The organism is Clostridiales bacterium FE2011, from assembly GCA_017569305.1.
Lineage (GTDB): Bacteria > Bacillota > Clostridia > Christensenellales > Aristaeellaceae > Aristaeella.
In genome coordinates, this window is the sequence record CP069418.1 from 243254 (window position 1) to 261849 (window position 18596).

At 54.2% G+C, this 18596-nt stretch carries 15 protein-coding genes; 7 read left to right on the forward strand and 8 right to left on the reverse strand.

Going from position 1 to position 18596, the window contains the following annotated elements:
* The first annotated feature begins 51 nt into the window (after window positions 1-51).
* The 3 genes from JRC49_01120 to JRC49_01130 all read left to right on the forward strand — a co-directional run bounded on the left by JRC49_01120 (window position 52) and on the right by JRC49_01130 (window position 3568).
* A complete protein-coding gene (locus JRC49_01120) occupies window positions 52-2391 on the forward strand; it encodes a glycogen/starch/alpha-glucan phosphorylase (GenBank protein ID QTE71458.1) in 2340 nt (779 codons plus the stop codon).
* 62 nt (window positions 2392-2453) lie between these two features.
* Window positions 2454-2792, forward strand: coding sequence for a DUF1622 domain-containing protein (locus JRC49_01125; GenBank protein QTE71459.1), 339 nt, complete (start codon window positions 2454-2456; stop codon window positions 2790-2792).
* Between the two features lie 134 nt (window positions 2793-2926).
* Complete coding sequence (locus tag JRC49_01130; GenBank protein ID QTE72760.1) at window positions 2927-3568, forward strand: aquaporin; 642 nt, start codon at window positions 2927-2929, stop codon at window positions 3566-3568.
* 93 nt (window positions 3569-3661) lie between these two features.
* Here JRC49_01130 and rsmI read toward each other — a convergent pair whose 3' ends face one another.
* The 7 genes from rsmI to JRC49_01165 all read right to left on the reverse strand — a co-directional run bounded on the left by rsmI (window position 3662) and on the right by JRC49_01165 (window position 11688).
* Window positions 3662-4516, reverse strand: coding sequence for a 16S rRNA (cytidine(1402)-2'-O)-methyltransferase (gene rsmI, locus JRC49_01135; GenBank protein QTE71460.1), 855 nt, complete (start codon window positions 4514-4516; stop codon window positions 3662-3664).
* Window position 4517: 1 nt separating this feature from the next.
* Window positions 4518-5465 carry a 16S rRNA (cytosine(1402)-N(4))-methyltransferase RsmH gene (rsmH, locus tag JRC49_01140; GenBank protein ID QTE72761.1) on the reverse strand — a complete coding sequence of 316 codons (948 nt, stop codon included), beginning with the start codon at window positions 5463-5465 and terminating at the stop codon, window positions 4518-4520.
* Window positions 5466-5567: 102 nt separating this feature from the next.
* On the reverse strand, window positions 5568-6857 hold the full coding sequence (locus tag JRC49_01145) for a bifunctional folylpolyglutamate synthase/dihydrofolate synthase (protein ID QTE71461.1): 1290 nt from the start codon (window positions 6855-6857) through the stop codon (window positions 5568-5570).
* Window positions 6854-9496, reverse strand: coding sequence for a valine--tRNA ligase (locus tag JRC49_01150; protein QTE72762.1), 2643 nt, complete (start codon window positions 9494-9496; stop codon window positions 6854-6856). The genes JRC49_01145 and JRC49_01150 overlap by 4 nt, the downstream gene beginning before the upstream one ends.
* Window positions 9497-9606: 110 nt before the next feature.
* Window positions 9607-9801, reverse strand: a complete 195-nt coding sequence (gene rpmF / locus JRC49_01155) for a 50S ribosomal protein L32 (GenBank protein QTE71462.1) — start codon at window positions 9799-9801, stop codon at window positions 9607-9609.
* A gap of 3 nt (window positions 9802-9804) precedes the next feature.
* Window positions 9805-10296 (reverse strand): DUF177 domain-containing protein, encoded by a 492-nt coding sequence (locus tag JRC49_01160; GenBank protein QTE71463.1) that lies wholly within the window; start codon window positions 10294-10296, stop codon window positions 9805-9807.
* A gap of 153 nt (window positions 10297-10449) precedes the next feature.
* The gene (locus JRC49_01165; GenBank protein ID QTE71464.1) at window positions 10450-11688 is read right to left on the reverse strand and encodes an acetate kinase; all 1239 of its coding nucleotides are present in this window, start codon (window positions 11686-11688) and stop codon (window positions 10450-10452) included.
* A gap of 153 nt (window positions 11689-11841) precedes the next feature.
* Between JRC49_01165 and JRC49_01170 the strand changes: the two genes are divergently transcribed.
* The gene (locus JRC49_01170; GenBank protein ID QTE71465.1) at window positions 11842-13011 is read left to right on the forward strand and encodes a nucleotidyltransferase family protein; all 1170 of its coding nucleotides are present in this window, start codon (window positions 11842-11844) and stop codon (window positions 13009-13011) included.
* Window positions 13012-13156: 145 nt separating this feature from the next.
* Here JRC49_01170 and JRC49_01175 read toward each other — a convergent pair whose 3' ends face one another.
* Window positions 13157-14539 (reverse strand): NAD(P)/FAD-dependent oxidoreductase, encoded by a 1383-nt coding sequence (locus tag JRC49_01175; protein ID QTE72763.1) that lies wholly within the window; start codon window positions 14537-14539, stop codon window positions 13157-13159.
* A 253-nt stretch (window positions 14540-14792) separates the two neighbouring features.
* Between JRC49_01175 and JRC49_01180 the strand changes: the two genes are divergently transcribed.
* Genes JRC49_01180 through JRC49_01190 form a run of 3 tightly spaced genes read left to right on the forward strand, consistent with a single transcriptional unit; the run spans window position 14793 to window position 18550 of the window.
* On the forward strand, window positions 14793-15953 hold the full coding sequence (locus JRC49_01180) for an LCP family protein (GenBank protein QTE71466.1): 1161 nt from the start codon (window positions 14793-14795) through the stop codon (window positions 15951-15953).
* A 16-nt stretch (window positions 15954-15969) separates the two neighbouring features.
* Window positions 15970-17781 (forward strand): zinc ribbon domain-containing protein, encoded by a 1812-nt coding sequence (locus JRC49_01185; GenBank protein QTE71467.1) that lies wholly within the window; start codon window positions 15970-15972, stop codon window positions 17779-17781.
* A gap of 16 nt (window positions 17782-17797) precedes the next feature.
* Window positions 17798-18550 (forward strand): hypothetical protein, encoded by a 753-nt coding sequence (locus JRC49_01190; GenBank protein ID QTE71468.1) that lies wholly within the window; start codon window positions 17798-17800, stop codon window positions 18548-18550.
* The last annotated feature ends 46 nt before the right edge of the window (window positions 18551-18596 follow it).

Sequence of the window (18596 nt, forward strand, 5' to 3'; positions counted from 1 at the left end):
GCTCTGTATGATAAGACTGAAGGAATGTGTTACAAAAGGAGGATTCGGAATATGAACGCGAAACAGCTGCTGAAGGACGCAGAACAGCGTATGATGACCGAATATCACAAAGACCTGGCCCATGCATCTGCCCAGGAGCTGCACAATGCCATCTCCGGTGCGGCTATGGACGCCCTGGCACCTGTCTGGGTCAAAAAAGAGGAAGCCCGCGCTTCCCGCCGTCAGGCCGCCTATCTTTCCATGGAGTTCCTCGTAGGCCGTCTGGTTTATAACAATCTTTACTGCATGGAACTGTTGGATGAAGTCAAAGCGCTGCTGAAGGAAAAGGGAGTGGACATCACCATCCTGGAGGATGTTGAGGATGACGCTTTCGGCAATGGCGGCCTCGGACGCCTCGCCGCCTGCTTCCTGGACAGTGCCGTCACCTGCAATGTCCCGCTGACCGGATACGGTCTGCGTTTCCGCTACGGTCTCTTTAAACAGGAGTTTGTGGACGGACGCCAGGTGGAGCTTCCGGATGACTGGTCCAAATTCGGTGATCCCTGGTCTGTCCGCCGGCTGGATGAGGCCGTCGTGGTCTCCATGAAAACCGGCGATGTGCTGGCTGTTCCTTATGATATGCCCGTGGTTGGTTTTGGGGCGAAGAACGTCGGAACCCTGCGCCTGTGGCAGACAGAAAGTCTGAACGAAATCGACTTTGCTGTCTTCAACAGTCAGGACTACGCGAAGGCAGCCGCCGCGAAAAACCAGGCGGAGGATATTACCAAGTTCCTTTACCCCAACGACACCAAAAAAGAAGGCAAACAGCTCCGTGTCAAACAGCAGTACGTGCTGGTTTCCGCCACAATGCAGGATATCCTGCGGGCCTACCGGAAGCGTCACGGCAGTGATTACTCCTTCTTCTCCAAAGAAGTGGCCGCCCAGCTGAACGACACCCATCCCACCATGGCCATTCCGGAGTTGATCCGCCTGCTCGGCGAGGATGGCGTATCCTTTGAGGATGCCTTCCTTATCGCCCGGGACACCTTTGCCTATACCAACCATACCGTCATGCAGGAGGCGCTGGAAAAGTGGGATCTTTCCCTCCTCTCCTCCGTCTGTCCGCAGATTGTCTCCATCATAAAGAAGATCGACTCCCGTTTCCGCCGGGAAATGAAAAAGGCCGGAAAAGAGATCACACCTTCCCTGTGCATCATCCTGGACGGCCGCGTGCATATGGCGGAACTGGCAACCTATGCCACCCATGCCATCAACGGCGTGGCTGCCCTCCACAGTGAAATCCTCAAGAACGACGTTTTTGCCGACTGGTATCAGCTGTATCCGGAACGCTTCCAGAACAAGACCAACGGTATCACCCAGCGCCGCTGGCTGGGTCTGTGCAATCCGGAGCTTTCCAAACTGATCACTGATCAGATCGGTCCGGGCTTTGAAACGGACCTGGACAAACTGAAAGAGCTGGTTCCGAAGATCAATAAGTCCCTTTGCGGCAAGTTCCGTACCGTGAAGAAGACGAAAAAGAAGCAGCTCTGCGCTGAAATCCTGGCCAAAGAAGGGGTTGCGCTGGATCCGGAAATGGTCTTCGATGTCCAGGTCAAACGCCTGCATGAATATAAACGGCAGTTTATGAATGCCCTGAGCATCCTGGCCATTTATGACCAGCTGAAGCGCGGCCAGCTGAAGGATCTTCCGCCGGTGGCCTTCATCTTCGGTGCCAAAGCCGCACCGGGTTACGACCGTGCAAAGGCCGTCATCCACTGGATCAACCTGATTGCCGATAAGGTGAACAATGATCCGAAGACCAAAGACCGGCTCAAGGTCGTTTTCATACGGAATTACAACTGCTCCTGGGCTGAAAAGATCATCCCGGCCGCCGATATTTCAGAGCAGATTTCCCCCGCAGGTACAGAAGCCTCCGGCACCGGCAACATGAAGCTGATGCTGAACGGTGCTGTAACGCTGGGCACCTTTGACGGGGCGAATGTGGAAATCGTTGAGGAAGCCGGTCGCGAAAACAACTACATCTTCGGCGCCACAGTGGAAGAGCTTGAAAAGATCAAAGATTCCTATGATCCTGTAAAGATTTACAACAAGAACGCGCTGCTCCGCCGGGCCCTTGACACCCTCACAGACGGTACTTTCCCGGATGATGACGGCATGTTTGCCGAGCTGCATGACGCGATCCTGAAGGGCGCCTCCTGGCATAAGCCGGACCACTATTATGTGATGAAGGATTTTGCGGATTACTATGAAACCAAACTGCAGGCCATCCGCGATGCGAAGGCTGACGAAACCGGTTTTGCCCGCAAATGCCTGATGAACGTTGCCTGCGCCGGCAAGTTCTCCTCTGACCGTACCATCCGTGAGTATGCGAAGGACATCTGGAAAGTCTGAGGTTGCATTTACGTCCGCAACAGGATATAATCAGCTCATCAACCCGCCCGGAGGGAATGCCCATGTTTGAGACGATCGAGAACATTTTCGAGGTGTGCCTTGGCTGCGCCATCACCATCGTGGAGATCATCGGCGCGCTGATCATCCTGTATTACGTCATCAAAGCCCTAGTCTTCCTCCTGCAGAAGAAGCACAACGCCTGCCGCGGTTCGCTGACGATGGGGATCACGACGGGCCTGAACTTCCTGCTGGCCAGCGAAGTGCTCAAAACCATCATCGCGCCGGGCTGGAAAGAGATCGGCATGACCTGCGCGATCCTACTGATGCGCGCAGGCATGAGTCTCCTCGTCCACTGGGAAAACAAGCTGGAAGCGGAGAACGGGGAACCCGGAAACAAATAATGCGGCCGATCACCGCAGGCGCCCCCTCCCGGGGCGCTTCTTTATATCCGAAGCGCTTGAAAAACACTCCATCTTGTATTAAAATATGTCTAACATCCACAAGAGATGGAAAAAGGAGGAAGAATATGAAAGACATCAAGAAGTATCTGGCTGAGTTCATCGGTACCCTGGTTCTGGTTCTGTTTGCCTGCGGTGTTGCCGGGCAGATTTGTGCCACGGGCGTTTCCGGGCTGATTGGTACTGCCCTTGCCTTTGGTCTTGTCATCGTCGCCATGGCTTACTCCATTGGCAATATCTCCGGCTGCCATATTAACCCGGCAGTATCCATTGCCATGCTGATCAGCAAAAAGATCTCCGTCAAGGATTTCTGCGGCTACATCGTAGCCCAGTTCCTCGGCGCCATTGCCGGTGCCGCAATCCTTAACGCGATCGTGCAGGACCCCGGAAAGCTCGGCTGCAACGCCCTGTACAACGGCAATGCGTGGCTCAGTTTCCTGATTGAAGTGATTCTTACCTTCGTCTTTGTAATTGCCATTCTGGGTGTTACCTCCAAGGAATCCAACGGAAACATTGCCGGTCTGGTCATCGGCGGTGCCCTTGTCCTGGTTCATCTCCTCGGCATCTCCTTCACCGGCACCTCCGTCAACCCCGCCCGTACCTTTGGCCCGGCTCTGATCGCCGGCAACCTCGGCGGCATCTGGGTATTCCTGCTGGCTCCCCTTGTGGGCGGTGCGCTGGCGGCAATTATCTACCGTTTCCTGGATTCTGATAAATAATATGATTTCTTTTCTCGGCTGTCCCGGATCACGGGACAGCTTTTTACGTTGTAGAATAATAAAAGGCCGTCCTCACAGACGGTCCTTTTATATTTATTCAAACAGTTTTTTCAATGTGAGTGCGGCCTGTTTGACCGCGTTCTTCTTTTCGCCTTTGCTGATCAGCTTTTCCTGTGCTTCACGCAGTGTGCTTCCCTGCTTCATTTCTTCGATCAGCTTTGCTTCCAGCGGCCATTCTGCAGACTCTGTTGCGGGTTCGGGCAGGAATACGTTATGCAGATCCAGTACGACACAGTATTCACCTTTTTCAGTCTTTTCATTTGCCTGAAGGGCTTTCAGCACTTCCTCCGGTGTCCCCCGGAGGGTCTTTTCATGCAGTTTTGTCAGATCACAGCATACCGTAAGCCTTGCTTCCGGCAGGGTTTCCGCAATGATCTCCGTCAGCTCGGTAATTCTGAATGGGGATTCGTGCAGAATGGCCACCTTCACCCCCCGTGCAATCTCTTCCAGTTTCGCACGGATATCCTTTTTCTCCCTGGGCAGGAATCCATAGAAAGCGAACTCCCGTGCGTCAAACCCGCTGATGGAAACAGCGGCGATTCCGGCACTGCATCCGGGAATCGGAATAACCGGAATGCCCGATTCTGCGCACTCCCGGACTACTTCGCTGCCGGGATCCGAGATGCAGGGAGTTCCGGCATCTGTAACCAGTGCCGCTGACAGATCCTCCTCCAGGATTCTCTGTGCAAGCCCGGCTGCCTTGCTGTCTTCGCTGTGACGATGGCAGCTGACCAGCGGAGCTTTCAGTCCGAAAACCTGACACAGTTTCATGGTCACCCGGGTATCCTCGGCTATGATCAGATCGGCGTTTCTCAGGGTTTCCGTTCCCCGGGGAGACAGATCCTGAAGATTACCGATGGGTGTTGCCACAACATACAGAACAGCCACGTTAAGCCTCCGTTATTCTCTTCTCCGCTACCCGCAGCTTGGCGCTGCGTGCCCGGGGATTCCGTTCGACCTCATCCGCGGAAGGCGCAACAGCTCCTCCGGCCAGCACCTTCACAACCGGTTTCCGTCCGCAGGTGCAGATCGGGGCCTTCGGTGGACAGATGCAGGGATTCTCCAGTGTCTTAAAACAGCGTTTTACAATCCTGTCCTCCAGGGAATGGAAGGTAATGACGCAAATTCTTCCGCCGGGTTTCAGACAGTCTGTCAGGTCCTTTAACGCCTGTTCCAACGGTTTGAGTTCATCATTCACGGCAATACGGACCGCCTGGAAAGTCCGCCGGGCCGGATGACCGTCATCTTTCCTGCGTACAGCCTTCGGAATCGCAGCGTCAACAGCATGTACAAGATCAAAGGTGGTTTCAAAAGGCTTTTCCGCCCTGTGTTCACAGATAATACGTGCTATACGGGCCGCCCATTTCTCTTCGCCGTAGTCCCGGATGACTTCCATAATTTCCCGTTCGTCCGCCGTATTCAGGAAGTCCGCGGCTGTCATTGTCTGGCGCTGATCCATGCGCATATCCAGCGGAGCATCCTCATGATAGCTGAATCCCCTTTCGGCCGTATCCAGCTGGGGACTCGATACACCCAGATCCAGCAGGGCGCCGTCCAGGGCCTCTGCTCCTGCTTCTTCCAGCAGCTTTTTCGCGTCATGGAAATTGCCGCGGATCGCGGTGAATCCCGGATAGTCCTTCAGTCGTTCCGATGCGGCCAGGATCGCGTTTTCATCCCGGTCGATCCCGTACAGGCGTGCTGTTCCGCCGGAGGCCTTCAGGATCGCGCCACTGTGGCCGCCGCCGCCCAGCGTACCGTCGCAGTATACGCCGTCCGGCTGAACGTTCATCCACTCCAGTACTTCATTTAACAGTACCGGTTCATGCTTGAACTCCATTGCGTTCATCTACCTTTCGCTTGAACCTTTGATTCAAGCAACTATTCACTCTTCACTCAAAACTCTTAACTCTGAATTCTGAATTCTTAATTCTGAATTCCTTTATGGATCCAGCCCCAGTTCGCTCCTCATTGCCCCGATAAAGTACAGGCTTCCCGTTGCCAGGATCAGTCCGTCTTCACCGGCCAGCTTCCCGGCAGTTTCCAGTCCTTCCTTCAAACTGTTCGCCGCACGGGCTTTCATTCCCTTCCCGCGCAGCAATTCGGCCAGTTCTTCCGCTTTCATAGCCCGGGGGCTGTCAGGCGTCACCGTCACCGCGGTATCGGTTACAGAAGCAAGTCCGCCCAGCATTTCTTCGGACAGTTTTTCCTTCAGCACGCCGGTCAGCAGCACCTTCCTTTTTCCGGAAAGATGCTCCTGTACATACCGGTTGAAAGCAGCGATTCCCTGTGCGTTATGGGCACCGTCCATGACCACGTTCCCGCACCATTCCAGCCGTCCCGGCCAGAAAGCGTTTCCGAGTCCGCTGATCACAGCCTCTTCCGGCACACGAATTCCCTGCTTCTCCAGTTCCTCCAGGACGCAGAGCACCACCAGGGCATTCACCGTCTGGTGCTCACCCGACAGGGAGATTCTCAGGTTTGTCCACACGCGGTTTCCTGTCTTATAATCCGCAATGGTATACCGTGCATTGGCTTCCCGGATCCTGATCTGCTCCTTTTCCGGAATAATCAGGGGCGCTTCTTCTTTTTCTGCCCGGGCGTTCAGCACTTCCCGAACTTCTTTTTCCTCCGGAGGATAACAGACTACAGGTACCCCGTATTTGATGATGCCTGCCTTTTCACCCGCGATCTCTGTCAGGGTATTACCGAGATACTGCATATGATCCATACCGATTGCCGTAATGGCACAGACAGTCGGATTCGGTATAGCATTGGTCGGATCAAGCCGTCCGCCCATTCCCGTCTCCGATATGATCAGCTCCGCTTTTTCAGCCTGGAACGTATGAAACGCCAGGGCAGTACCCAGTTCAAATGGCGTGCAGTGATAATCCAGCTCCCTTTTAAGCTTCTCCGCCGCGTCCAGCGTTTCGTTACCATAATGTGCAAGCTGTTCCGCTGTAATCGGTTTTCCGTTCAGCCGGATCCGCTCATTGTACGTTTGCAGGAAGGGAGAGGTATACATGCCTGTCCTGTATCCTGCCGCTGTCAGCACGCTGTTCAACATGGCACAGACGCTTCCCTTTCCGTTTGTACCGGCCACATGGATCACCGGACAAGCCGGCCATGCCTGTAAAGTCTCAAGCAGGGCTGCGGTATTCCGCAGCCCCTGCTTGTCTCCGTCCCCCAGGGCGGAATGTATTTCGTTTACAACCTCTTCGGCAGTTCTCATAGATTCTCTTTCAGTTCCGCAATGCGGTTTTCCAGTGCGGCAGCCTTCGACTTCGCAGCTTCCAGCTTATCCTTCTCCTGCTGCACCAGCTGCGCCGGTGCCTTGGCCAGGAAGCCCTGGTTGTTCAGCATGCCGTTGGAACGGGCCATTTCCTTCTTCAGGTTTTCCAGTTCCTTGGTCAGCCGTGCAACTTCCTTCTCAAAGTCCACCAGATCACCCAGCGGGATGAAAAGCTCACCGGCCGCCACCACGGCAGACACATTCTTGCCTGTGGCGTCGCTGCGGTCAGAAATCAGTTCCACCTGCTCAGCGCCGGCCAGCTTCTTGAAGTAGCCTTCGCCGCCCTTCAGCGTATCGGTCCAGCCGTCCGCCGGCAGCAGCATCAGATGGGTACGCTTGGACGGCATCACGTTCATCTCGCTGCGCAGGTTCCGGATCGTGCGGATGATTTCCATCACGCCCTGCATCTTTTCTTCATCCCCGGCGAACACATACGCTTCATTGTATTCCGGCCAGCTCTGAAGCATCAGGAAGCCTTCGCTGCCGGGCAGATACTTGTAAACCTGTTCGGTCAGGAAAGGCATGAAGGGATGCAGCAGCTTCAGCAGGTTTTCCAGCACAAACAGCAGCACAGCCTTCACGGTTTCCTTGCTTTCGCCTTCTTCGCCCAGCAGGCGGGACTTGCTCAGCTCAATATACCAGTCACAGAATTCGCTCCAGGCGAAGTCATAGATCTTCGTGGCAGCCAGGCCGAAGTCGCCGTCCTCCATATGCTCGGAGATATCCTTCACTGCCTCCTGCAGCCTGGTCAGGATCCACTTGTCCGCAGTCTCCAGCTTCGCGGGATCAAAGGCTTTCCGCTCGTTTACGTTCATCAGTACAAAGCGGCTGGCGTTCCACACCTTGTTGGCAAAGTTCCGGGCAGCCTCCACCTTGTCCTTGCCGTAGCGGGTATCATTGCCGGGGCTCACGCCCATTACCAGGCTGAAGCGCAGCGCGTCGGTACCGTATTCGTCAATAACCTCCAGCGGATCTATGCCGTTGCCCAGGGATTTGGACATCTTCCGTCCCTGTTCATCCCGCACCAGGCCGTGGATCAGCACCGTCTCAAAGGGTGTCTCACCCATGTTCTCGATACCGGCAACCATCATCCGGGAAACCCAGAAAGTAATAATATCCCAGCCCGTCACCAGCATACTGGTGGGATAGAAGTATTTCAGATCTTCCGTGTTGTCCGGCCATCCCAGGGTGGAGAAAGGCCACAGGGCGGAGGAGAACCAGGTATCAAGCACGTCCTCATCCTGGCGCAGCTTGCCGCCGCACTTCGGGCAGACTGTCGGATCCTCGCGGCTCACGATCTGTTCGCCGCAGTCATCGCAATACCACACCGGAATCCGGTGTCCCCACCACAGCTGACGGCTGATACACCAGTCGCGGATGTTTTCCATCCAGTTATAGTACATTTTGCTGAACCGTTCCGGCACAAACTTCGTCCGGCCTTCCCGCACAGCGGCAATAGCTGGTTCAGCCAGAGTCTTCATCTTCACGAACCACTGTTCGCTCAGCCGTGGTTCCACAGGCGTATTCCCGTGGCGGTAGCAGAAGCCCACATTATGGCTGTAGTCTTCAACCTTCACCAGCAGCCCCAGCTTCTCCAGTTCTTCAACCACGGCCTTCCGGCATTCCATGGGATCCATGCCGGCAAAGCGTCCGGCATTCTCGTTCATGGTGCCGTCGTCGTTGGTCACCGTGATAATCTCCAGGTTGTGCCGCTGGGCCACTTCAAAGTCGTTCGGGTCATGGGCGGGAGTCATCTTCACCGCGCCGGTGCCGAACTCTTTTTCCACATAATCATCCGCGACCACTGGAATTTCCTTGTTCACGATGGGCAGGATCACTTTCTTTCCCACCAGGTTCGTATACCGTTCATCGGCAGGGTTCACGGCCACGCCGGTATCACCCAGCATGGTTTCAGGCCGGGTAGTGGCCACCACGACGCCTTCGCTTCCGTCGGCGCCGGGATAACGGATATGCCACAGGTGGCTGGCCACATCCTTGTATTCCACTTCCGCGTCGCTGATGGCGCTCTGGCAGGCGGGACACCAGTTGATCATCCGGTTTCCGCGGTAGATCAGTCCCTTTTCATACAGACGGACAAACACCTCACGCACAGCGCGGCTGCAGCCCTCATCCATGGTGAAGCGTTCCCGGCTCCAGTCGCAGCTGATACCCATCTTCCGCTGCTGGTGTACAATTCGTCCGCCGTATTCTTTCTTCCAGTTCCAGGCGCGTTCCAGGAAAGCTTCCCGGCCGATCCCCTCTTTGGTCAGGCCTTCTTTCCGCATGGCTTCCACAATCCTGACCTCTGTCGCGATGGCGGCATGGTCAGTACCGGGCAGCCACAGGGTGGGATCACCCTTCATCCGGTGATAACGGATCGGGGCATCCTGCATGATGCAGTCCATGGCATGGCCCATATGCAGCTGGCCGGTAATATTGGGCGGAGGCATAACGATGGTGAATGGTTTCTTTCCCTCAACCCTGTGCGCGGTAAACGCGCCGGATTCTTCCCAGGCTTTATAGATGTCAGCTTCGATCTCCTGTGGATTGAACCGTGTCGCCATATCGGCGCCGCTCATTTTCTTCTCCATGGTAATCCTCCCTCATTCCCGTAAATAGAAGAAACAGCCCCGACCCTGATGGGCGGAGCTGCGATTCTTTAATCCTTGGCCAAAAATGCAGTCGACAATCAGGCGTTCTTCTCTTCGTCCTTATTGACGACGACCTGGACGCCGTTATAATAACCGCAATTCTTGCACACGCGATGAGACAGTTTCATCTGACCGCACTGCGGGCACTTGCCGATTCCCGGCAGTGTGAGCTTCCAGTTAGCGCGGCGGCTGTGCTTGCGAGCCTTAGAGATTTTCCCCTTCGGAAGAGCCATGATTCACACCTCCTCATTGTCTTGAAGCAATTGCTGCAGTCCTGCGAACGGATATTGAACGCCCGGTTCGGAAGGAACTGCTTCCGGGTCCCTGTATTCAAAGCCCGGACAATCCTCTCTGCAGAGAAAGCGGATCGGCAGAGCCATGACGGCGTATGACATAACCAGCTTGTCCAGCAGGATCTCATGCCCTTCATAGGCAAAGATCTCGTTATCCTCCTGATCGCCGTTCCTGTGGAACACCTCGTCGAATACGTTTTCGACTTCGGCCTGTGCGTCCTCAAGACAATTGGCGCAGTGAGCGTGGGCAATGGTCTTCAGCTTGCCTCTCACCGAGATGTTTCCGTCTTCATCTGACAGGAACACGCCTTCCACGGCGCAGTCGTCAATCCTGACGGTGTCACCGCTGATCTCCTGATCCGCAATGGCCTGCAGACCCGAGAAAAGGTACTCCTGTCCGGGATGGGATAAAGCATTCGATACGTCAAGCTTCATGTCCTCACCTCAAAAGTGACCATTTGGTATTATAATTCGATGCAAATCGTTTGTCAACAAAGAATTTGCGCCGATTTTTCTCCCGTTTCACCCGGCGTTTTTTCCGGGTGAAACCGGAGATAAAGTAACTACTAATTATGCATAATGCATTAATTAATTGTCTCTGACCTTCCCGGTGGTGACCAGGTCCAGTGTATCCCGTGCAATCATGATTTCCTCATTTGTGGGAATCACGCAGACCGTAACCTTGCTGTCATCCGCGGAGATCACCGCTTCCTTGCGGGTCTTGTTCTTCTCGGTATCGATCTTGGCGCCCATGAATTCAAGGCCGTCGATCACCTGGGCACGCAGGTCGGCGTTGTTCTCGCCGATACCGGCGGTGAACACGATGATGTCCACACCGCCCATGGCGGCTGCATAGGAACCGATATACTTCTTGATGCCGTAGATCAGCATATCCTGGGCCAGCTTCGCGTTCGGGTCGCCCTTGCTTGCCAGGTCGTCAATATCCCGGCAGTCGCTGCTCTTGCCGCTGATGCCCAGCAGACCGCTCTTCTTGTTCATCATGGTCAGCACTTCGTCCACGCTGATCGGATGGCCTACGGGAGTGCCGTCATCGTTCAGGGGATTGTTGGCGATAAACTGCACAACTGCGGGATCGCAGCTGCCGCAGCGGGTGCCCATCAGAAGGCCTTCCAGGGGCGTCAGGCCCATGGAGGTATCCTGGCACTTGCCGTCCATCACGGCGCTCAGGCTGGAACCGTTGCCCAGGTGGCAGATGATGATCTTTTTGCCGATGGGGCTGATTCCCAGGAATTCGCATACGCGGCGGCTCACATAGCGATGGCTGGTGCCATGGAAGCCGTAACGGCGCACATGCAGTTTCTCTTCATACATTTTCGGCACGCCGTACATATAAGCCTTGGGCGGCATGGTCTGATGGAAAGCGGTATCGAACACCGCCACCTGGGGAGTGCCCTTCATGACCTTTTCGCAGGCTTCAATACCCATCAGGTTGGCAGGATTGTGCAGCGGTCCCAGTGGGAAGCAGTCACGGATCGCCTGTTTCGCGGCGTCATTCACAATAACAGAGGCCGTGAACGCGCTGCCGCCGTGCAGCACCCGATGGCCGACAGCACCGATTTCATCAGTGCTCTTGATCACGCCGAACTCCGGATCCTGCAGGATCTTGAGCATCAGCTGTGCAGCGGCTTCATGGTCCGGGATCTCCTGTGCGATCTCAGTCTTTTTGTCACCGGCGCTGTGCTTCAGCTTGCTGCCCTCAATGCCGATACGTTCGACCAGGCCCTTGGCCAGCTCCTTCTCGCCGTCCATGTCGATCAGCTGATACTTCAGGGAAGAAGAACCTGCGTTCACAACCAGAATTTTCATACTTGTTTCCAGCTCCTTTGATTATTTCAGAATCACACTTTATTATACTCCCGATTTGCTTGAAAAGAAAGCCCTAAAATGCTACTATGCAATGTATACGGGATGTAAATGAAATCATTCATTTGACATTTTGAGAGAAGGGTTGGTGTTCGCATGAAGATCCTCGGCGTCGTCGCGGAGTATGATCCTTTTCACAACGGACACCTGTATCATTTAACGGAAGCTGTCAGGCGCGTCTCGCCTGATCTGGTTTTTGTCGTCCTCTCCCCCTGTTTCAAGCAGCGCGGGGAGCTTTCCCTGCTGTCTCCGCTGGACCGTGCCCGCCTTGCGCTGGAAGCCGGTGCGGATGCTGTCTTCTCCCTTCCTGTTCTCTGGACGGTCCGGGATGCGGAGCACTACGCGCTGGGTGCTGTTTCCCTGCTTTCCCGGCTTGGGGTAACAGACCTGGCCTTCGGAGCTGAAACAGCGGATGTATCCCTGCTTCTCCGGGCTGCCGGCCTGCTGGAGGATCCCTCGCCCGCATTCAGTGCTTTGCTGAAAGAAAAGCTTTCTTCCGGTGCGGGCTATCCTGCTGCCCTCTCCGGCGCCTTCTCTTCTGTGTTTCCGGAAGCCGAAGGCCTGCTTGACAGTCCCAACAATATCCTGGCTGTCTGTTATCTCCGTGCAGCGCTGCGCCTGAATCTGTCGCTTCGGCCTGTGATCATCCCGCGGTCAGGCAGCTATCACGCTGCGGGAATCGATCCCGTTTCCCCGTCTGCGTCCGCCATTCGGGACAGTCTGCTTCGCGGAAGCTATGCCGCTGCGTTTGAAGCTGTTCCTTCATATACTGCAGACTTGCTGCGCCGCCGTTTCCTGGAAGGCCGCGTCCCTGACGGGCGCATCCTGGACGCTGTGCTGCTGTCCCGTCTTCGTGCCATGTCAGAGGAGGAATACAGTCTCCTTCCGGATCTCTCTGAGGGCATGGAAAACGCTGTGCGTTCAGCAGCCGCCGTTTCCCGTACCCGGGAGGAACTGATCTCTGCCCTGTCCGGCAGGCGTTATCCGGCAGCCCGCATCAGCCGCCTGTGCGCCTCTGTCCTGCTGGGCATTACGAAGAACGATACCGAAAACACGCCTCTTCCGGATCATGCATTGCTTCTTGGCTTACGGAAACGTCCGGAAATGACAGCCCTTTGGAAATCGCTTCCCGTTCCGGTAATCACTTCTTTTACCGAATGGAAGAAAGCGGCCTCTCCTTCAGATCTGGCTGCCTGGCGTCTCTGGGCCCAGTGTTCCGGTCTTCCTGATACCCTTCCATTCACCGAAAAGCTGATTTCCATATAAAAACGAGGACCTTCCGGCCCTCGTTTAGTTTTGTCTGTTTCTTTCACATCTGTCTTTAGACAGATATTTCACATTGAGCCTTCAGGCTCAATATTTCATGTTCGCATCGCGAACATTTCACATCCGCCATATGGCGGATATTTCATTATTTTGTCGAAGACAAAATTGTTCTGGCCACATGCACTCCGCTTGCGCTGGCATGCGACAGGCTGTGGGTTACTCCGCTGCCGTCACCGATCACATACAGGCCGGGATAGGCCGTTTCAAGGTTTTCATCCAGCTGCACTTCCATGTTGTAGAACTTGACCTCAACGCCATAGAGCAGTGTATCGTCATTGGCAGTGCCGGGTGCGATCTTGTCCAGGGCATAGATCATCTCGATGATGCCGTCCAGGATCCTCTTCGGGATCACCAGGCTCAGGTCGCCCGGTGTCGCCGCCAGGGTCGGCGTCACAAAGGAATCGGCAATACGTCCCGGGGTGCTTCTCCGTCCCCGGACCAGGTCGCCGAAGCGCTGCACAATCACACCGCCGCCCAGCATATTGCTCAGCCGGGCGATGGATTCGCCGTAGCCGTTGGAATCCTTGAACGGCTCAGAGAAATGCTTGCTCACCAGCAGCGCGAAATTCGTGTTTTCCGTGTGCTTTGCCGGATCTTCATAGCTGTGTCCGTTCACCGTCACGATTCCGTTGGTGTTTTCGCTGACCACCGCGCCGTGAGGATTCATACAGAAGGTACGCACCAGGTCTTCAAACTTTTCTGTCCGGTAGACAATTTTGCTCTCGTACAGTTCATCTGTCAGATGGCTGAAAACCTGGGCAGGCAGTTCCACCCGTACGCCGATGTCCACCCGGTTGCTCTTGGTGGGAATTCCCATTTCCCGGCATACGCCTTCCATCCATTTGCTGCCGCTCCGGCCGACGGAGATAACGCAATGAGACGCCGTATAGCTTTTCCCGTCATCCATCGTGACGCGGTAGTTTTCACCTTCCCGCTTCACGGAGGCCACCGGTGCCTCAAAGAAGAAATCCACCTTATCCTTCAGGTCGTTATACAGGTTATCCAGCACCACATAGTTGATATCTGTTCCCAGATGGCGTACCTGTGCGTCCAGCAGGTGCAGCCCGTTCTGCAGGCAGGTTTTGCGGATAGCGGTATTGGCGGTGGAGTATAGCTTGGTTCCTTCTCCGCCGTATTTCAGGTTGATCTCATCCACATAGCGCATCAGCTCCAGCGCGCGTTTCTTCCCCACATGTTCATGCAGGCTGCCGCCGAAGTCGTTGGTAATGTTGTATTTTCCGTCAGAAAAAGCGCCCGCTCCGCCGAATCCGCTCATAATGGAGCAGGTCTTGCAGCGGATGCAGGACTTAACCTTGTCACCGTCAATGGGGCATTTGCGTCTGTCCAGTTTTCTGCCCAGCTCAAACACAGCCACCTTCATCGGCTTCTCTGCTTTTTCGGTCAGCTCATAAGCTGTAAAAATGCCTCCGGGGCCCGCCCCGATAATCAGCACATCATAATCCGTCATCATTTTCCGGTCTTTCCTTGCTTTAGTCCGGCAGAACGGATTCCCGTCCGGTCCCGGCGGATAAATTATACCATTGACCCGGTAAAAAGGAAAGCAAATCCGCGCAGGTCACGGGATGCTCCGGATATGTTTCATTCTTTTCAGAATTGTTTCATCTTTTTGTCGAATTTACGAATTTCCTCTTTCATCTTTTTCATTAATGTATTATAATTAAAGGTGAATCTTCAGTTATCCCAAAGGAGTGTATTCGTCCATGCGGAAACTTTTAGCACTGATTATGATCTTGCTGCTGCTCCCTCTTCCCCTGGCTGTGGCAGAAGAGTCAGCCGACCTTGCTGTTCCGACTCCTACGCTTTCGCCTGAAGAGTGGGGAAAAAAGAAACTTCCCCATGAGCGTCAGCCGGAGCATATCGAAGTAGTCCCCATGGATGAACTGCCCCCTGTTGTGGAAGGACAGCATCACTATCTTCTGCTGTGTATTGACCAGTGGAAGAGGGATCCCCGTCCGGACAACTCAAAGCCGCCGACCCTGCACGGCCTGCGTCGTGATATGTATGGCAATACAGACGGTATTATGCTCGTCACCCTGGATACGCGTGCGCACCGTATTATGCTGACCTCCATCATCCGGGATGCGATCATTCGTAAAATCGACTCCACGGAGAAGGAAGAAAAGCACGGCCGAATCAATTACGTTTACAATGATAATGGACCTGAAGCCCTGTGCCAGACAATCAGCCAGCACCTGGGCGTACGGGTCGAAAAATATATCATGTTCACGTGGAGACAGCTGGCCAATATCATCGACTATATGGGCGGCGTACAGATTACCCTGAACACGCAGAGCGAAATCAGGAAGCTACAGGGCGTAATCTGGGAAGGCACCGTGTTTGATCCGAACGGAAATGACCTGTACAACAACGGCAAGCATCCGACAGGGGTATATACTTTCAAAAACCCCGAAGGCAAGGTCATTGATTATCACTCCGATAAGATCGACAAAAAAACTGCCGGTGTTTCCGCGGTCGTCTACATGCGGATCCGGAAGGACAGCTCCGAAGGGGATCTGATGCGCACCCAGCGCGCCCGGAATGTCATACAGGCCCTGTCGAAAAAATGTAAAGCAATGACCTGGGATGAGGCACAGGGCCTGGCCAACAATCTTCTGGAAAACAACAACAAGACCAATATGAACCTGAACGAGATCATCGAAGCTGCCAAGTACGCTTACGAACTTCGTGAATGCACCATCGAAGAGATGCGGATCCCCCACGAGGATATAGCCCGTCGTCCGATCCTGTTCTGTGAGATGCTGGCGCAGGAAATCAACTGGCCTTACTGTCGGGAAGCTTTCCAGGAATACCTGCAGAACAGCTTCCTTGTCGCGGATGATGAGGACGATGATGACTTTTAATCTTTAGGAGAATGCCATGAAATGTCCCGAATGCGGTCAATGGAACCGCGCATCCATGCCTCACTGTATAAAATGCGGCGCGCCGCTGAATATTGACGGAGCCTCAAAATTACAGTGGAAGGATACGCTGAAGGACAGCGGTCCTTCCACGGCGTATTTACGTGCCGATGAATTCGGCCAGGTGGATTCCACCCCTGACGCCCGTGATCAGCTTGCCGGTGAAATGCAGGAACTGAAAAAGCGCAAGCATGAAGGTGCCGAGCGTCAGCGCCGTCTGAGCAAAAGCACAGCCTCACGTCCTGAACCCGAAGTCGTTGTCACAGAGGATTCTGCGGAATATACCCGTCGGGTCCGCCGGGTTGAAGAGCCTGTGACCGCGATCCGGGTCCAGCCGGTTTCCCGCAATGAAAAAGCCCGCCGTGAACAGTCTGAAATCTGGAATCGGGTCCGTTTTATGGATGAAAACGGGGCTTTTGTGGAAAGCCACACCTATGATCCCGTTCCTGCCGGCGGATATGGCTACAGCCAGGGAACCGGATCCTGGCACCTGGCCGGGCCGCTGAGCAAAAACATGACCCCTGCTCCTGAAAGGAAAAAAGGAATCATGAAAATACTGATTATGCTGCTGGTTGTCGCCCTGCTGGTCACAGGCGGATACTTCGGATACCGGTACCTCGCCAGTCAGGACAAGCCTGATTATAACAAAGACGCCATCATTACCGCTTCGCTGCTTGATGACCTGCCTGCCCACACAATCCTGATCCCGGGCGAGGAGGGCACCACCATTTATGTCCGTGAGCTGCACGCCAGCTATGTTGTCATGAATGGCTTTGCAACCATCGAGGTGGCGGACCATACCTGGTACGACAACCTGGAAGGTGCCCTGGAGGAGACCATGGACGTCACCATGACGCCTTTCCTGAAAACAGCATCCGGCAAACAGACGCCGCTGCCGCTGATCACCTACCCGATCACCATTCCCATCAGTCCGATTTCCCTGGAAACACCGGAGAGCCTGTACAAAGAAGTTTCCACTACCATGTACTCCATCAAGTTCACGGTCCGGCCCGATTCCCGCATCACAATCAATGGTGATGATTATTCAGACATCGTCAATGATGAAACCGGTGAAGTGGTATACAATGCCACGGTACAGCCCATCGGCGTCAATCCCTATGTCATTAAGGTCCGCTCCCGTTACTGCCGTGAAAACACAATCAATGTGACCCTCTACCGCGAAAAGCAGGAAATCCCGCTTGACCTGGCCGTCGGCACAATCGGCAGCACGGACAAGAATGTGATGAAGGTTACTGCAACCACGCTGCCCGGCTCCGAGGTTCATATTCTTTCACCCTATTCTGACTTCGATATCACTGAGCTGAACACCACCGGAAAGTTCTCCTTCATTGCTATTTTCAAAGAGGTAGGCGAAAACACCATCACCATCACCTCTTCGCGCGAAGGTATGAAAACCTCCGTTGTCAACCACAAGGTGTATTATGTCCCCCGGCCGGAGGAATATACTCCGAAAGCCTGGGCGCTCACTCCTGAAGGCTATTCCGAACTGCTCAACAACATCAAGGTCCGGGCTGAAAAGCACCAGATCTATGTGGTCAAGGGAACAGTCAAGGATATCAACAACGAGAAACCGCTGCAGGTCGTAATCAACACCAGCGAGGATGGAAAATCCCAGCCGGTGATTGTGGAATGCCCGGAGCAGTCCAAGTTCCGCTGGGAAAAGGGAAAATATTACCGGATTTATGCGGATGTATCCGGTGTGTATGACAACATGCCCGTGCTGATTGCCCGTTACAGCTATCTTAAATAAGACAGGAGCTACTCTGATGAAGCGTTTTCTTTCTTTACTGCTGATCCTTGTCCTGTCAGTGCTCCCGGCCCTGGCAGATCCGCTTCCCATGCTGGAGGATTACGCGGAAGATCTTGTCGTTCCTTATGATGAGTCGGATCCTTCCGCGGGCGTTTTTTCCTACAGTTACCGCTATCCCCATGTGGATGAGAATGCGGAAGGCGGCATGGGAATCAATGTGTTCTTCTCTGAACTGCTGGACTATGAAAACGAATTTATTGTTCCCATGATCCAGGACGCCTATGTGGGCAGCGATACTTCAACAATGATTTCCTATACGGTCACCTGCAATAATGATGATTATTTCTCCGTGTTAATCCGTACAGAAAAAAACATTCCGGATCATTCACAGGTTACGTGGAAAGGGCATGTCTTTTCCAGGAAAAACGGTATAAGCGGATCCACTTATTCACTGCCCATGCTGCTCGGAATCCTTTCCCCGACTGAAAACGACGAATGGCTTCAGGAGTATCAGACAGAAAAAGCCGAAACGCTGGTGCGGCAGATGGTCTGGAGCATGATTGAAGATAATGCCGGCGATGTCGACTACAATGGCCTTTCAGAAGAAGATCTGGATTCATTTTTCTTCCCGTCCGAAGACTTCTTCCTGGATGAGAACGGTGATCCTGTTTTCTATCTGCAGCCTTATGATATTCTGGACGAAGTGCCTGAGGGAACGGATCTTTTCACCTTCCCCATTGCCCTGGAGGACATTTTGGACGAACTGTAAACAGTACAGAAAAAGTCCATGCATTTTTGGCCTGCCGGGCGTATAA

Coding starts and splice junctions, on each gene's coding strand:
- rsmH (QTE72761.1), bottom strand. CDS start 5,465: ATGGAGTTCAAGCATGAACCGGTACTGTTAAATGAAGTACTGGAGTGG.
- JRC49_01190 (QTE71468.1), top strand. CDS start 17,798: ATGAAGCGTTTTCTTTCTTTACTGCTGATCCTTGTCCTGTCAGTGCTC.
- JRC49_01165 (QTE71464.1), bottom strand. CDS start 11,688: ATGAAAATTCTGGTTGTGAACGCAGGTTCTTCTTCCCTGAAGTATCAG.
- JRC49_01185 (QTE71467.1), top strand. CDS start 15,970: ATGAAATGTCCCGAATGCGGTCAATGGAACCGCGCATCCATGCCTCAC.
- JRC49_01150 (QTE72762.1), bottom strand. CDS start 9,496: ATGAGCGGCGCCGATATGGCGACACGGTTCAATCCACAGGAGATCGAA.
- JRC49_01180 (QTE71466.1), top strand. CDS start 14,793: ATGCGGAAACTTTTAGCACTGATTATGATCTTGCTGCTGCTCCCTCTT.
- JRC49_01170 (QTE71465.1), top strand. CDS start 11,842: ATGAAGATCCTCGGCGTCGTCGCGGAGTATGATCCTTTTCACAACGGA.
- JRC49_01120 (QTE71458.1), top strand. CDS start 52: ATGAACGCGAAACAGCTGCTGAAGGACGCAGAACAGCGTATGATGACC.
- JRC49_01175 (QTE72763.1), bottom strand. CDS start 14,539: ATGACGGATTATGATGTGCTGATTATCGGGGCGGGCCCCGGAGGCATT.
- JRC49_01160 (QTE71463.1), bottom strand. CDS start 10,296: ATGAAGCTTGACGTATCGAATGCTTTATCCCATCCCGGACAGGAGTAC.
- JRC49_01125 (QTE71459.1), top strand. CDS start 2,454: ATGTTTGAGACGATCGAGAACATTTTCGAGGTGTGCCTTGGCTGCGCC.
- JRC49_01145 (QTE71461.1), bottom strand. CDS start 6,857: ATGAGAACTGCCGAAGAGGTTGTAAACGAAATACATTCCGCCCTGGGG.
- rpmF (QTE71462.1), bottom strand. CDS start 9,801: ATGGCTCTTCCGAAGGGGAAAATCTCTAAGGCTCGCAAGCACAGCCGC.